The sequence below is a fragment of the Gluconacetobacter sacchari genome, from assembly GCF_014174255.1.
Taxonomy (GTDB): Bacteria; Pseudomonadota; Alphaproteobacteria; order Acetobacterales; family Acetobacteraceae; genus Gluconacetobacter; species Gluconacetobacter sacchari.
This window is the reverse complement of sequence record NZ_JABEQJ010000001.1, coordinates 301504-315879: the sequence shown is the minus strand read 5'-3', so window position 1 is coordinate 315879 and position 14376 is coordinate 301504. Positions and strand designations below refer to the sequence as shown.

Here is a 14376-nt window from a genome sequence, read left to right as displayed (position 1 = left end):
GGCGCGCGGAAGGCCGGCGGCGCGTCGGTTTTTTTCGTGCCTTCGCGCGTGCTGGGCGATTGACGGGGCGGACTCAGTTCTCTACATGACAGCCCGCTGTGGCGGACGTAGCTCAGCTGGTAGAGCGCCGGTTTGTGGTACCGGTGGTCGCGGGTTCGAGCCCCGTCGTTCGCCCCAGCGGTTTTCCGGTCAGGCTGTCTGGAACAGCCCGGAAACAGAATCGATCACCAAACGGGATCGATCACCACATCAGCGCCCGAACAGCCGCGTCAGCCCCTCTTCCAGGCCGATGGGGGCGAAGCCCAGTTCCCGTTCCATCGGCGCGATGTCGAACGCCTTGTCCTCCAGCAGCCGCCGGATTTCCGCCGTGCCCACCGATGGCACCCCCGGCAGCACCCGCGTCACCCACGCCGCCGCCATCATGGCCACCGCCGGCACCGGCACCACCGGGCGCGGGCGCAGGCCCGACAGCCGCGCCACCATGGCGGCGAAATCGCGATAGGACAGGGCGGTCCCCCCCGCGATCACCAGCGCATGCGGCCCGTCCCACGGGCGGTCCAGGGCGGCCAGCAGGCCGCGCGTCACGTCGTCCTGATGGATCGGCTGCACCAGCGCGCGCCCGCCGCCGGGCAGCGGCACGACCGGCAGCCGGCGCAGCAGGGCCGCCAGCCGGCGCACGTTATTCTCGCCTTGCGCGCCATAGATCATGGTGGGGTGCAGGATCACCCCGTTCCGCCCCGAGTCCATCAGCGCCGCCTCGCCGGCCAGCACCCCGTCGCCATGCGCGTCGGGCCAGCGGGTGAATTTGCGCGTGCTGCCCAGGCAGACCAGCGTGGCCTCCGCCGGCATCGCGGCCAGCAGGGCCGGCACATGCCGCGCGTGGGCGGTGCCGGCCACCCGCGTCGCGCCGGCCAGGGCCCGGCGCAGCATGTCCGCCGGCCCGGCCAGGTCCGCGATCGCCGGGGTGCCGGGCAGCCCGGTCGCCCGCCAGCGTGCGGCATCGCGCACCACGGGAATAAAGGGCGTACCCCGGTCCAGCAGCGCCCGGCATAGCGCGGCGCCCGACCGGCCGGAGGCACCGATGACATGCGTGGGCCCGCCGGGCACCGGGGGAGGCGTCACGGCGTGCTGATCGACAGGCCCAGCAGGCCGGCCGTCGACGGGTCGCCGGCCATCGACAGCGCCACGCCCAGCATCAATACGCTGATCGGCCGGGGCGGGCGCAGCATCACGCGCAGGCGCTGCTGGCCGGGCTGCGCCAGGAAATGGCCCAGCGCCTGCATCGACGGGTCGGGCGACGCCGCCAGCGCGGCCTGGATCTGCTGGCGATAGGCATCGGGCGCCACCTGCCGGGCGCGGGCCAGCCCGTCCAGCACATGGTCGGCCAGCGAACGGTCCTGCCAGTCGATGGTGGCCGAGACGATCCGCGCGGTCTCGGGCATGTTGGCCGGGTCGTCGACCGGAATCTGGTCCAGGTCGGCCATGATGGTCATGTGCCCCATCTCCGGGGCGTCGATATCCAGCGGGTGCAGGCTCATCGTCCCGCTCTGGCGCTGGATGGTGCTGACGGCATGGACGCGGCCGGCGAAATGATCGTAGCCGATCATCCGCAGCAGCGACTGGTCCTGCGGCGGGCTGGGCCAGGCGGACAGGTCGGTGAGGGTGGTCTCAAGGTCGTCCTGGCTGGCGCTGGCCTCCTGCTCGGCCTCCAGATGGCCGACGCGCAGCAGCGGGCTGGCACCGTCGATCGTCAGCGCGGTCACGTCGAACCGGCGGCGGCCGACCGTATGGATCAGATGGCCCGATTGCAGCAGGCTGGCGATCTGGCCGGCGAAATCCGGCCCGTCGATACGCAGGTGGCCGACCCCGATGCGGCGCGTCGGCGCCACGCGAACCTGCACGGCCAGCGTCTCGACATCCAGGTGCGAGGTCCTGCCCAGCCCGTAATCGCGGATCGTGGCGCCGGCGACGGTCAGGTCGGTCTGGCTGGCGGGCACCGCCACATGCAGGCTCGTCACCTGCGCCGAATCCACCACCAGCGAATCCAGGCGCGGCGGGGCCGGGGCGCGAAACAGGTCCGGCCCGGTATTGGGCAGCACCAGGCCCTTGAGCACCAGCGACGCGATCGATGCCGTGGCGCCGGGCTCCATGACCTGGACATCCCGCAGCGTCAGGGCCCCGATATGCTGCCCGTCGACCGCATTGCCGGTGACGCGGCCGACGATCGCCTCCGACGCGGTCAGGGTCATGGCCTGGTTGCGATAGCTCACCGAGGTCAGCCGCGCGCCGCGCGCCAGGATGCGCGGCCGGGCGGTGGCGTAGGTGAAGCTGGCGCCGGGCCCGATCGCCGTCCGCAGGTCGGCGATCGCGGATTCCATGCGGCTCTGGGCGAAATGCCTCAGCCCCAGCCCCCCCACGACGACGATGATCAGCAGCAGAACAAGGGCGGAAGTCAGCTTTTTCACGTAGGGGATACCCGTCTATGGCCGGTGCGACAGCTATAACATTCCCTCGCCCCTGGGCAATCACCGGATGGTAACAAACCTGCGGTATCAGGATACCGCACGGCTAGTTGCCCGAAAAATCGGGGCAAAACCCGTTTTTGTCTTGACGCGATGCCTGCCTGCGCGGATAACGCGCCACCCGTTACCGCTCCCTATCATCAGACGGAACACAAACAGATGAAGACCACCCTCTCGCTGAAGCCCGCAGAGGTGACGCGAGACTGGATCCTGATCGACGCCGAAGGCCTCGTTCTGGGACGTCTCGCCGCCATTATCGCGCAGCGCCTGCGCGGCAAGCACAAGCCGCAATTCACCCCGCACGTCGATTGCGGCGACAATATCGTCGTGATCAACGCGGAAAAGATCACTCTGACCGGCAACAAGGTCGGCCAGAAGCTGTTCCATTACCACACCGGCTACCCGGGCGGCATCAAGCAGCGCACGATCACCCAGCGGCTGGAGGGCAAGAACCCCGGCCACGTGGTGACCAAGGCGGTCGAGCGGATGATCACCCGCGGCCCGCTGCAACGCGCGCAGATGAAGCATCTGTATGTCTATGCGGGCACCGAGCATCCGCATGCCGGCCAGCAGCCCAAGCCGCTCGACGTCGCGGCGCTGAACCGCAAGAACACCGTCAACACCCAGAAGATCGGGGCCTGATAGAATGTCTGAAACCCAAGAGCGTACAGGCACGCTGGCCGACCTGAAGGGTGCCGTCGCGACCGGCCAGGTCGTCTCCACGCAGGATGCCCCGGTCTACGAGGCCAAGCGCGACGCGCAGGGCCGTTCCTATGCCACCGGCCGCCGCAAGGACGCGGTGGCCCGCGTCTGGATCAAGCCGGGCAAGGGCGACATCACGGTCAACGGCCGTCCGGTCGGCACCTATTTCGCCCGTCCGGTGCTGCGGATGCTGATCACCCAGCCGTTCCTGGTGGCCGACCGCTACAACCAGTTCGACGTCTATTGCACGGTGACGGGCGGTGGTCTGTCCGGGCAGGCCGGCGCGGTCCGTCACGGCATCAGCCGCGCGCTGACGCATTACGAGCCCACGCTGCGCGGCATCCTGAAGGCCGCCGGCTTCCTGACTCGCGATTCCCGCGTTGTCGAGCGCAAGAAGTACGGCCGCGCCAAGGCCCGCCGTTCCTTCCAGTTCAGCAAGCGCTGATCGCGCTGCCGGCCGGCGGCGCAACCGCGCCCCGGCCGGCGGGCATCGAACGGGGGATATCCGGCCGCCACGCGGCTGGGTATTCCCCGTTTTTTTTGGCGATCGTGCCGTGCGCCACGGGGCGCCTTTTTTTGGGGCGGGTTCTCAGCCGCCGGAATTGGCGGGTCGAGAGGATATTATCACAGCCGCAGATACCGCGTTGCAACGCGTTCTGCTCGGACGGCCGGCGCAATCGCAAATGCGGCTTGGCCTGCGCGCGTCGGAAAAACCGTTCTCCTGAATAGAATCGAACAAATCGCCGAAGATCGCGGTTATCTGACATCTTTCATTGAAGCTCCAGAAGATCGAAAGCTCGCCGATCTTCTCTATCCGAAGATTCATCAGGTCCTCCGCAAGCTATCGCTTCTGGAAACTGCAAGAACGGCCACTCATGCTGCCTTGCGCGCGCTCCGCAGTTTCGCAGGTGCGTTCAAGGTCCGCGTCGGCGATTTCGAAGTGTCGGTGGACTCCGAACCGGGGGTGGCCGACAGCGGCAACCTTGAACACGACCTCACCGAGCTTTTTCTGGAAGTCGGTGAGGCCGCGAGAGCAGCCGGCCGCGGATGGGCGCTTCTGATAGATGAAGACTTACGCGCTAAAATAGTCACCTTGACAAAAGAATGCCCATATTTTCTACAAGAATAGGGATATCAGGTATGGAGCGCATCCCATGATTCGCCCATCGCCATCAGTTGCATTGAAATCGCCGAGAGCGAAGCTCTCCGAAGACTTGATGATGGCTTCTTTAAAGTTCGAATCGACCGTCTGGCCCCCAAAGAAAAGGACTATGTGATTGCCATGGCGCGCCTGGGACCGGGTCCGTACCGTTCCTTGGATGTCGCCGAAGTTCTGGGAGAAAAACTCACGACGCCGGGGCCCAGGTGCGCGCAGATCATCGCAAAGGGGATGATCTACAGCCCCGCGGATGGGGACATAGCGTTTACGGTCCCAATGTTTGATGCGTATCTGAAACGTCACTGGAGTGTGGACTGATGGCGATCGTCGCCGCAAATGGACTCTCCGGAATCCAGGCGAATCCAATCTGGAAAACATATAGGAAATTATAAGGTCTTTTCTCGTTCAATTAGCCTTTCCTTGCGTTCGACACCCCAGCGATAACCTGAGAGTGCGCCGTCTCGGCGGATCACGCGATGGCAGGGAATGGCCACGGCAAGGGCATTGGCACCACAGGCATTCGCCACGGCCCGCACCGATGCCGGCACCCCGATCCGATGCGCGATCTCGGTATAGGTCGTTGTGCTGCCGGCAGGAATCTCGCGCAGGGCATTCCACACGCGTTGCTGGAACGCCGTGCCGCGAATATCGAGGGGCAGGCCAAGGCCGACACCCGGCGCTTCCATGAAGCCGACGACCGTCGCCACCAGTTGCGCATATTCCCGGTCCTCCCCGATCAGGTCCGCCCGGGGAAAGCGGTCCTGAAGATCCCGCGCCAACTGATCGGGATCGTCTCCCAGCAGAATGGCCACGATCCCCTTGTCGCTGGACGCCACCAGGATCGCGCCCAGCGAACAGGCCCCGATGGCAAAGCGCAGCCGCTCGGCCGGCGCGCCCCTGCGCAGCGCGGTCGGCGTCATTCCCAGCAGGTTGGCGGCCTTCTCATAGAAACGACTGCTGGACCCATATCCGGCGGCGTAGATCGCATCCGTAACCGTCCTGGCTTCGCGCAGGCCGTCGCGCAGGCGCCCGCTCCGGCAGGCTTCGGCATATTGGCGGGGCGAAAGCCCGGTGACGCTTTTGAAGACACGTTGGAAATGGCCGGGGCTCAGGCCGATTTGCCGCGCCAGCGCGGCCAGGGTCGGCGGCGCGTCACCGGCTTCGATCAGACGGCAGGCCCGGACGATCCGCGCATTCCCGCGCGCCTCGGGCGACGCCGCATCCGGGTCGCAGCGTCGGCAGGGCCGGGCACCGCTCGCCCTCGCCGCTTCGATCGTGTCGTGCAGCCGCATGTTGTCCGGCCGCGCCAGCCGGGACGGGCAGGACGGACGGCAATAGATTCGGGTGGTGATGACGGAGTACCAGAATCGGCCGTCCGCCTTCCTGTCCCGCTTGACGATCGCGGTCCAGCGGGGGTCGTGTTCGATCGATGTCATTGTCCTGCCCCGGTTCGTTGCGATGTTCGCGACCCTATGCACGTCAACGGTGTCCCGCACTCCGGACCTTGCGATCAAATCCCGATCGCCTTGCCGGTATCGTTATCGACTGCCCTGACTTAACATGGGCGCGCATCGGGCCGGCAACCGCACGGGCGGTCCGGAAAAAGGAAAAGAGGTCGTTTTGTCGAAAGCCGAATCTTCGTCCCCTCTCGCGCTGCTGTCGCTGGCCTGCGGGGCGTTCGCGATCGGGGTGACCGAATTTACCCCCATGGGGCTGCTGCCCGTCCTGGCCGACGGGGTCCATGTCAGCGTGCCCAAGGCCGGCAGCCTCATCAGCGCCTATGCGTTCGGCGTGATGGGCGGGGCGCCCTTCGTCACCCTGCTGCTGGCACGCTACCCGCGCAAATACGCGCTGATCGGGCTGATGATCCTCTATGCGGTCGGCAACCTGACCTCGGCGGCCAGTAGCGACTACATGCAGTTGCTGCTGTCGCGGGTCCTCACCAGCATGGCCCACGGCGCGTTCTTCGGGCTGGGCGCGGTGGAGGCGGCCAGCCTGGTGGCCCCCAACCGGCGGGCCAGCGCGGTGGCCGGCATGTTCATGGGGCTGACCGTCGCCAACATCTTCGGCGTGCCGGCGGCCACCTGGCTGGGCGACACGCTGGGCTGGCGCAGCGCCTTCGCCACCATTTCGGCACTGGGGGTGATCGCGGCGGCCGCCCTCGCCGTCGCCCTGCCCCTGGCCGAAGCCGGCCCCAGGCCCGACGCGGCGGCCGAACTGAAAGCCATCCTGCGGCCCAACGTGCTGATGGCGCTGGGCGTCACGGTGATCGGCGCCGGGGCGATGTTCGAGCTTTATACCTATATCGTGCCGATGCTGGAGCATATCACCCAGGCGGGCCCGGCGCTGACGACGGCGGCGCTGATGCTGATCGGCGTCGGCTTCTCCATCGGCAACGCCATCGGCGGCCGCGCGGCGGACCGCTCGCTGGTCGGCACGCTGCTGGTCTTCTTCCCGATCCTCGGCCTGATCATGCTGGCCTTTCCCTTCGCGGCGCGGACGCCGGCCGGCGCGCTGGTGGGCGTCCTGCTGTGGGGGGCCGCCAGTTTCTCCCTGATGCCGGCCTTGCAGATGCGGACGATGCAGGCCGCGCACGACGCGCCGGGCCTGGCCTCGTCGGTCAATATCGGCGCGTTCAACCTGGGCAACGCCCTGGGCGCGGCCCTGGGCGGGGCGGTCCTGTCGCTCGGCTTCGGCTACCCGATGGTCTCCGCCGCCGGACTGGGGATCTGCCTGCTGGGCGTGGCGCTGGTCCTGCTGTCGCGGACCGGCCGCCTGTCACCGCAAGCCGCATGCCCGGCGGATCGGGCCGCCCCCGGCCCGATCCGCGCTCTCAGCCTTCCGGCTTGAAATGCGGCGGAAAGAAGAGCGGGCTGTCATGCAGCACATGCCGCCCGATCGTCCGCCGCGCCAGCACTTCCGGGTCGTGCGACGACAGGGTGCGGACATCGCGCCAGAACCGGTCGAAATCGGCCGCGAAGCCCGTACCCCGCCCGCCGGCGAATTCGAAGATCCGGGGCGTGACATGCAGGGCGGTGCGCGAGGTGAACGTGCGCAGCGCCAGCGTGTCCAGCGCGATGCGCCCGCGATCCGCCTCGGTCAACCGGGCGCGGTCATCCCATGCCTGCTGCACCCGGGCGATCGTGCCGTCCAGATAGGCAAGCGCGGCCTGCGCCGCGATCCAGTATTCGGCGAATTCCGCCTGGATGAACGGATCGTCCGCCGACAGGTCGGAGCCGGGAAACGTCCCCTGGCGCTTGCCCTGCAAGGTCCAGTCGCGGGCCAGTTCCAGCGCCCCCAGCGTGCGCCCCACATAGACGGCGGAATAGAAGATGGCGCCGAAACTGGCCCAGAGCGGCAGCGGCCCGGTCTGCGCCGGCCCGTGCGACCAGTGCAGCACCTCGTCGGGAAAGATCCTGACATCCTCGAAGGTGATCGTGCTCGAATCCGTGCCGCGCAGGCCGATCGGCGCCCAGTCGTCGTGAAAGCGCAGCCCGGCGCGGCTGGTCGGTATGGCGGCGTAGAGATAGCGGTCCTGGTCCGGGTGAATCGCCAGCACGGTGGTGATTTCGGCCAGCGGCGCCCCGGTATTCCAGCGCTTGGTGCCGCTGAGCACGAAGCCCCCGTCCGGATGATGCCGCGCCACGAACGCGCGGTTCACATACTGGGTCACATTGCCCCACAGCCATCGCTCCCCGGTCGAGCGCCGCACCACCGCCGCGTTGCGATCCGCGTAATCCGTCAGCAGCGGCACGAGGGAATTATAGAAGTGGAACCCCAGCAATGCCGCGGTGGAGCCATCGGTTTTCGCGATTTCCAGCACGGCGTGCGCCGCATCGCGCAGCGTGCCGCCCCCGCCGCCCAGCGACGCGGGATAGAGCAGGTTGACCAGCCCGCTTTCCCGCAACTGGCGGATCTGGTCCAGCGGCCGCGTGCCGTCATGGTCGCGATCGACCGTGCCTTCCGCGAAAAGGGCCGCCAGTTCCCGTGCTTTCCCGATCCAGTCGGCGGGGTAGGGGGCATGCGCGCGCGGGCGTGTCTGTTCCCACAGGGCATGCGACGCGGCAGGACGGGGCGAGGCAATCTGATTCATGGTTGGCATATCCCAGGGAAAATACGGTCAGGCGGAGGTCTTGCGACCGGCGGGGCGGAGGGCGAGGCCGATCCACAGCAGGCCGGCGCAGGCATAGAACAGCGGCCCGATCAGGATGGCGCGCGCCAGGCCGTACTGGTCCGACAGGGCACCCAGCAGCCAGGGCGCGAAAAAGCCGGAAACGGCGGTGGACGCCATGGCGCCGAACGAGCCCGAGATCGTCCGCAGCGTCGCGGGCACCGTCTCGATCAGCAGCGTGGTCAGGCTGCCGGCCGTGGAGCCGAAGGCGACGATGGCGCCCAGCGCCGCGATTTCGCTGACGCGCAGGCTGCCGGTGGTGAAGGACACGGTGAACAGCACCGCCGCGATCAGCGTCGTCGCGGCCAGGCTGGCCGGCAGGCCCCAGGCGCGGCGCGCCAGGTATCGCCCCGTCAGCCATCCGCCCAGCGGCCCCGCCGGCATGGTAAGCAGCAGGGTGGCGGAAAGGAAACGGGTCGCATGCAGATTGTCCAGCCCATGCACGCGGTGCAGAAAGGGCGGCAGCCACATCTGCGCCGTCATCATGCCGGAAAAAAACAGGCTGAGAGCCAGAAGATGCGTGACATACGGCCCGATGCGCAGCACCGCGACCTGCCGTTTCCACGACGCGTCGCGCGGCGCGTCGATCGGCCGCCCGTCCGCCTGGCCCGGGCGTGGCTCGGGCAGATGGAACAGGAACAGCGCCAGCAGCAATCCCGGCAGCCCGGTCAGCAGAAAGGCCTGGTGCCATCCATACCGCGCGGCGATCCATCCCCCGAAACCGAAGGCCAGGGCCGAACCCAGCTTGTTGCGCGCCATGAAAAGCGCGAACACCAGGTTGCGGGCCTTGCGGTCATAGAGGTCGGCAAGCCAGCCGGGCGCGATGCCCTGATAGGCGGCGATGCCGAAACTGGTCAGCGCCCGCCAGAAGACGAGCGTCGCCAGCCCCGCCGCCAGCGCGCTGCCGGCCGAGGCGACGCTCCACAGGATCACGGTGCCGACCAGCACGGCCTTGCGCCCGAAACGCCCCGTCAGCAGGGCGAAAAGCGGTGCGCCGACAATGCCCGCCAGGGTCGAGACCGCCATGACGCTGCCAAACGCCGTGTCGGAGAGCCGCAGATCCGCCTTCATCGGGGTCAGCAGGCCGGACAGGATCATGCCCTCCATCGCACAGGCCGTCCCGGTCGCCAGCATCACGACGACAGCGCGCGTGCGCGAGGCCCGGGCGGCATCGGCCGGTGTCGCAAAAGACCCATCCCCGACGGGCGGGGACAGCGCATGCGTGGCGGACATCGGCCTACGCCCCCGCGCCGACGGGCTGGGTCACGGCATGGCGCGCGCGATGCAGCGCCGCCGCTTCGGCCAGGAGGCCCCGGTCGAGCCAGCCTTCAAGGTCGAAATCCCGCTCGATGAGCCCCTGTTCGCGCAGAAACGCCTTCTGCACCGCCAGCGTCTCGACATAGGCATCGTCCAGCGACAGGCGAATGCCCTGCGGAATGTTCTCGTACACCGCCGTCAGGCTCTCCGGCTCCTGGTGCAAATCGGCGGACAGCGCCCGTACGGCCGCAATCGGCGCCGACGCCGCCCAGTCCGAGGCCTCGATCAGCCGCGCGACCACGCGCACCACCAGGTCCCGCCGCTCTTCCAGCAGCGGTGTGCTCACCACCAGCCCGCGCAGCACCGACGGATGCACCCGCGCGGTCAGGTCGGGCGCCAGGCGGGTATCGTACAGCACGTTCAGAAGCGGATAGAGCCCGCCATCGGGCGGGATCGAGGCCGTCACCGCATCCACCGCGCCGCTTTCCAGCGCCTCCAGCGCCGTCTGGAACGCAAAGCGCAGAAAGCCCCCCTTGGCCGCGCCCGGGCTGAACCGGCGCGGGACATAGACCAGTTCCACATCCTCCAGCGTCAGCCCCGCCTGTTGCAGCGCGACGCGATAGATCTTGAGCTGCTGGGCCACCATCAGGTCGAACGGGCTGTCGGGATTATGGAACACCGCCAGCCTGCGCCCCCGCAGCCCTTCCACCCGGTCGATCCCCGAGCGGTTCAGCGACAGGACCGGATAACGCCCGTCGAGAAACGCCAGCCCGACGACCTTGCAGTCCACGCCCTGGCTGCGCTTCCACACCGCCGGCGCATGGCCCGCATTGCGGATCCAGAAGCGCTCGTCATGGCCGTAGACGATCTGCGGCGAAAACCCGACCGATTTGAAGACGAACCGCACGTCGCGTTCGTCGCGGAACTCCTCTTCCAGCAGCCCGCGCGCATGGGCGATTGCGCTGACGGTCGGCACGGACGGGCAACGGGTATAGGAAATGACAGGCACGGTCATGATATGTGCTCCTTGAGCCAGGAAAGGGATGCGGGCAGGTGCCCATGTCGCGCCAGCAGCGCGCGGGCATTGCCGAACAGCACGGCGTCCTGGCTGTCCGGGTCGGTCGCGGTGGCCGCGCACACCCGCTCCAGCGTCGGCACGGCATCGGCCAGCGGCGCATAGTCCGAGCCGAAGACGATCCGCTCCGCGCCCAGCACGCGGATCGCGGCGGCCACGGCGGCGGTGCCGCTTCCCGCCGCCCCGGTATCCAGCCAGATCTGTCGGAAATGCCGGCGCAGCGGGCCGATCGCGATGCGCGGCGACACCTCCGCCTGCTCGGCCGCCAGCGCCCCCAGCGCCGATCCGCCCAGCATCGCGATCTGGATCGCGACATCGGGGAAGGGATCGAGAAAATCGGTAAAGGCCAGGGTTGCCACCGCCGAGGCGAAATGAAACCCGTTATCGATCACCCAGCGGATGCCGTCATTGTCGCCATGGAGGATATCGGGCGGCTGCCCGGTAATAGCCGGGTTGGCAAAACCCGTGTGCAGATAAAGATGGCTGCGATGCGCCTGCGCCGCTTCCAGCAGCGGGCGGAACTGTTCGGCCGAGGCACGGGAAAAGAAGCCGTTGACCGGCAGCACCCCGCCGATCAGCCCCAGCGTGCCATGCGCGCGCTCCAGTTCGCGCACCGACCAGCCGATATCGCTGGTGCTCAGGGCCGCCACCGCGCTGAAACGGTCCGGGTGGCGCCGGATCAGCGCCGCCGTATCGTCGTTCCATGCCGACCACAGGTCGCGCGTGGCGTCGGCGGGCAGGGCGGCATCCACCCCCAGCGTCGTCGGCCAGGACAGGAGCTGATGCACGATCCCGGCCTGGTCCAGATGCGCCAGGCGCCGGTCGATATCATGCCATTGCGGCCCCAGTGGAAAGGCCCCGCCGGTCCCCGCCCCGGCCCCGGCGCGCCAGATGGCCAGCCCGCCGTCCCGCGCGCCGATGCGTGGCGCCTCGGTCCGTCGGCCCAGGATTTCCAGGGTCGAGGGCGGAAACCAGTGGGCATGCAGGTCGATGACAGGGTGTGTGCTGCTCATGGAAACCTCTCAGAAATCGGCACGGGCGGAGAGCAGGAACATCCGCGCCGCGCCGTACTGGTAGGTGAAGGTCTGCGACGTGGCCGAGTACGGCAGCACCTGCACCAGGTAGCGCGCGCCTGCGACGTTGTTGATGATGCCGCTGATTTCCCACCGGCTGTTGCCGGGACGGAACGAGGCATGGACATCCCCCAGCCACACCGCCCGCTGCTGGAGCGCCGAGGCCGTTTCGTTGGACACCAGGTAGTAATAATGGCCGGTATAGTTCCACCGCGTGCCGACCGAGCCAGTGCCGATGGGGGTGCGGAAATCCCAGTCCGCCGCGATATTGGCTGTCTGGCGCGGCGCCCGGGCAAACGCGTTCCCCGTCAGGTTGGCCGCCCCCGTGGTGCCGGCGGGCGCCGCAAAGCGCGTGAATGCCGTTCGCAGCACGCCGACATTGCCTGACAGGGTCAGATCCGCGACCGGCCGCGCCTGGAACGAGAACTCCCCGCCATAGGACCTGCCGGACGCCGCGTTCGTCAGCGCCAGCACGGTCGCCTTCGTCGCCGCGTCGGTCGCGGTCCACGAGGTCTGGATATTGTCGTATTGCGAATAGAATCCGTCGGCACTCAGCGTCAGGCGACGGCCGAACCAGCTCCCTTTGTATCCACCCTCGTAGGAAATAAGGGTTTCCGGACTGACTGGCGCGGCCTTCTGTAACGGCGCCCCGCCGCGCTTGACCGGATTGGGCGTGACCTGGGTATTGAAGATGCCCGACCGATACCCGTCCGCGATCCGCGCATAGAGCATCTGGTGGTCGCCGATCAGGAATTGCGGCTCGACGTCGAAACTGACATTCGACCAGTTCCGCCCCCCATGATAGGCGTCGATCGTCGCAATCCCGCTGCCGACGCGGGCGGCATTCCACCAGTCCGCCGGATTGGCGGCGAACGAGACCGGATACAGCGCCTGCCGGCTGTCGAGGTCCAGATGCAGGTGGTCATGCGTCCACCGCACCCCGCCCGCGATCTGGAACCACTTCACCACATGGATGGTGGTATTGCCGAACAGCGCGAAACTGTCGGTCGTCTGGGTATAATGCGTGCCCGCCCATGCCGGCTGGCCGATGATCGCGGGCGTGGTGGCGGCACCGGGCGGCAATGTCGCCGTGGCGTAGCGGTCGTTCAGGTTTTCATGGAAATAATAGGCCCCCGCGATCCAGGAAACGCGCCGCCGCGCGTCGGACGCCAGGCGGAACTCCTGGCTCACCTGAGTCGGGTGCAACTTGTCGTACGACCGGCTGTATTCGGCCGGCGTATAGTCCCCGTCGCCCGAAACCCGCCGCTGGGCAGTGTCGAACGACGTGATCGCAGTGAAGGTCAGCCCATGGCCCGGATGCCAGACGGTATGAAGCGACACCCCCTCGGATACCAACGCCTGCCGCCCGTTGACGTTGGTGTTCGTATGGTCCCGGCTGCCGATGGCCAGCGGTGAATAGACCGACGTGCCGCCGGCGCTGTAATAGGGCACGTTCGTGCCCTGCATGTCGCGCACATGCAGGTTCAGCAGAAATTCCAGCGCGTCGGTGGGTTTCCACAGCGCCTGGAAGCGGGTGGCGAAATCGCCGAACGTCCCCACGCGCTTGCCGCTGTACAGATTATGCGCCCAGCCATCCTGGTTCTCGTCGCGGACCGAAAGACGAACGGCCAGCCTGTCCTTCACCACGGGCGTGTTGAAGACCAGTTCGCCGCGCTTCTGCCCGTAATTGCCGAAATCGACCTGGGCATACCCGCTCCGGGCGAAGTCCGGGCGTCGCGACGTGAACTGGATCGCCCCGGCCGTCGCGTTCTTGCCCCACAGCGTCCCCTGCGGGCCGTTCAGCACCGCCACCTGCGCCTGGTCGAAAAGCGGAAAACCCTGGAAGGCGAGGCTGTTCAGATAGACGTCGTCCGCATAGACCGCGACCGCGCCCACCGCGTTGTTCGCCTGATTTCCATTGCCGACCCCGCGAATATAATAGCGCGGGCGCAACCGCCCGTCGAAATTATAGCCCAGCGCGTTGGGCGCCAGCGCGGCGACATCGGCGGCGCTGTCCAGGTGCAGGCGAGCGATGGTCCGTGCGCTGACGGCGGTGACGGTGCCCGCGACCTTCTGGATATCCTGCGACCGCCGGTTCGCCGTCACCATGACGGTTTCCACACCGCCTGGGTGTGAATCCTGCCCCGCCGGCGCGGCCTTCCGGGCGGGCGTCTCCGCCTGGGCAACAGGGCGGGACAGGCCGACCAGCACCGTACCACATGCCAGCACACGCGCGCAGGGCATCATCACGCCATGCCGACCCAGGCCGGAACGGCCGGCGGAAACAAGGCGGCGCGTCCGGTTCTGCAACGCGGGATCGATGTGCCGTACGGTATTGGACACCTGTATATGCCTTTTAACATAAACCACAACAAAACTAAGTGTAGTCGGTGCCCCAAAGACATCATAGTGACGGT

Annotated in this window: 13 protein-coding genes and 1 tRNA gene; 5 read left to right on the top strand and 9 right to left on the bottom strand. The window is 67.6% G+C overall.

The features are described from left to right. Positions 1-101 precede the first annotated feature (101 nt). A tRNA-His gene (locus HLH48_RS01450) sits at positions 102-177 on the top strand. A gap of 72 nt (positions 178-249) precedes the next feature. Here the strand turns inward: HLH48_RS01450 and HLH48_RS01445 are convergent. Together HLH48_RS01445 and HLH48_RS01440 are read right to left on the bottom strand one after the other, a co-directional pair. Continuing rightward, positions 250-1122 carry an SDR family oxidoreductase gene (locus HLH48_RS01445; RefSeq protein ID WP_182995710.1) on the bottom strand — a complete coding sequence of 291 codons (873 nt, stop codon included), beginning with the start codon at positions 1120-1122 and terminating at the stop codon, positions 250-252. Continuing rightward, complete coding sequence (locus HLH48_RS01440) at positions 1119-2465, bottom strand: hypothetical protein (protein ID WP_182995709.1); 1347 nt, start codon at positions 2463-2465, stop codon at positions 1119-1121. The genes HLH48_RS01445 and HLH48_RS01440 overlap by 4 nt, the downstream gene beginning before the upstream one ends. A 216-nt stretch (positions 2466-2681) precedes the next feature. On the opposite strand from HLH48_RS01440, the gene rplM reads away from it, so the two are divergent. Both rplM and rpsI read left to right on the top strand, forming a co-directional pair. Continuing rightward, a complete protein-coding gene (rplM, locus tag HLH48_RS01435) occupies positions 2682-3164 on the top strand; it encodes a 50S ribosomal protein L13 (RefSeq protein WP_182995708.1) in 483 nt (160 codons plus the stop codon). Positions 3165-3168: 4 nt separating this feature from the next. Further along, positions 3169-3669 carry a 30S ribosomal protein S9 gene (gene rpsI, locus HLH48_RS01430; protein ID WP_182949950.1) on the top strand — a complete coding sequence of 167 codons (501 nt, stop codon included), beginning with the start codon at positions 3169-3171 and terminating at the stop codon, positions 3667-3669. On the opposite strand, the gene HLH48_RS22920 is transcribed toward rpsI, so the two are convergent. Beyond that, positions 3656-3991, bottom strand: a complete 336-nt coding sequence (locus HLH48_RS22920) for a hypothetical protein (protein ID WP_220794948.1) — start codon at positions 3989-3991, stop codon at positions 3656-3658. The genes rpsI and HLH48_RS22920 overlap by 14 nt on opposite strands. Before the next feature lie 116 nt (positions 3992-4107). On the opposite strand from HLH48_RS22920, the gene HLH48_RS22915 reads away from it, so the two are divergent. Beyond that, a complete protein-coding gene (locus HLH48_RS22915; RefSeq protein WP_220794947.1) occupies positions 4108-4353 on the top strand; it encodes a hypothetical protein in 246 nt (81 codons plus the stop codon). Between the two features lie 416 nt (positions 4354-4769). On the opposite strand, the gene ada is transcribed toward HLH48_RS22915, so the two are convergent. Further along, complete coding sequence (gene ada / locus HLH48_RS01420; RefSeq protein WP_182995707.1) at positions 4770-5819, bottom strand: bifunctional DNA-binding transcriptional regulator/O6-methylguanine-DNA methyltransferase Ada; 1050 nt, start codon at positions 5817-5819, stop codon at positions 4770-4772. A gap of 184 nt (positions 5820-6003) precedes the next feature. Between ada and HLH48_RS01415 the strand changes: the two genes are divergently transcribed. Further along, the gene (locus HLH48_RS01415; RefSeq protein WP_182995706.1) at positions 6004-7233 is read left to right on the top strand and encodes an MFS transporter; all 1230 of its coding nucleotides are present in this window, start codon (positions 6004-6006) and stop codon (positions 7231-7233) included. On the opposite strand, the gene HLH48_RS01410 is transcribed toward HLH48_RS01415, so the two are convergent. Genes HLH48_RS01410 through HLH48_RS01390 form a run of 5 tightly spaced genes read right to left on the bottom strand, consistent with a single transcriptional unit; the run spans position 7217 to position 14302 of the window. Beyond that, positions 7217-8476, bottom strand: coding sequence for an acyl-CoA dehydrogenase family protein (locus HLH48_RS01410; RefSeq protein WP_182995704.1), 1260 nt, complete (start codon positions 8474-8476; stop codon positions 7217-7219). The two genes, HLH48_RS01415 and HLH48_RS01410, sit on opposite strands and share 17 nt — an antisense overlap. Before the next feature lie 27 nt (positions 8477-8503). After that, complete coding sequence (locus tag HLH48_RS01405; RefSeq protein WP_182995702.1) at positions 8504-9787, bottom strand: MFS transporter; 1284 nt, start codon at positions 9785-9787, stop codon at positions 8504-8506. 4 nt (positions 9788-9791) lie between these two features. Next, complete coding sequence (locus tag HLH48_RS01400; RefSeq protein WP_182995701.1) at positions 9792-10826, bottom strand: ABC transporter substrate-binding protein; 1035 nt, start codon at positions 10824-10826, stop codon at positions 9792-9794. Then, positions 10823-11899, bottom strand: a complete 1077-nt coding sequence (locus HLH48_RS01395) for an amidohydrolase family protein (RefSeq protein WP_182995699.1) — start codon at positions 11897-11899, stop codon at positions 10823-10825. Before HLH48_RS01395 ends, HLH48_RS01400 begins: the two co-directional genes overlap by 4 nt. Positions 11900-11908: 9 nt before the next feature. After that, positions 11909-14302: a TonB-dependent receptor gene (locus HLH48_RS01390; protein WP_182995697.1), complete on the bottom strand. Its 2394-nt coding sequence runs from the start codon at positions 14300-14302 to the stop codon at positions 11909-11911. Between the last annotated feature and the right edge of the window lie 74 nt (positions 14303-14376).

What these genes read in the sequence shown, in the direction of transcription:
- rplM (WP_182995708.1), top strand. Translation starts at nt 2,682, where the DNA reads ATGAAGACCACCCTCTCGCTGAAGCCCGCAGAGGTGACGCGAGACTGG.
- rpsI (WP_182949950.1), top strand. Translation starts at nt 3,169, where the DNA reads ATGTCTGAAACCCAAGAGCGTACAGGCACGCTGGCCGACCTGAAGGGT.
- HLH48_RS22920 (WP_220794948.1), bottom strand. Translation starts at nt 3,991, where the DNA reads ATGTCAGATAACCGCGATCTTCGGCGATTTGTTCGATTCTATTCAGGA.
- ada (WP_182995707.1), bottom strand. Translation starts at nt 5,819, where the DNA reads ATGACATCGATCGAACACGACCCCCGCTGGACCGCGATCGTCAAGCGG.
- HLH48_RS01410 (WP_182995704.1), bottom strand. Translation starts at nt 8,476, where the DNA reads ATGAATCAGATTGCCTCGCCCCGTCCTGCCGCGTCGCATGCCCTGTGG.
- HLH48_RS01405 (WP_182995702.1), bottom strand. Translation starts at nt 9,787, where the DNA reads ATGTCCGCCACGCATGCGCTGTCCCCGCCCGTCGGGGATGGGTCTTTT.
- HLH48_RS01400 (WP_182995701.1), bottom strand. Translation starts at nt 10,826, where the DNA reads ATGACCGTGCCTGTCATTTCCTATACCCGTTGCCCGTCCGTGCCGACC.
- HLH48_RS01395 (WP_182995699.1), bottom strand. Translation starts at nt 11,899, where the DNA reads ATGAGCAGCACACACCCTGTCATCGACCTGCATGCCCACTGGTTTCCG.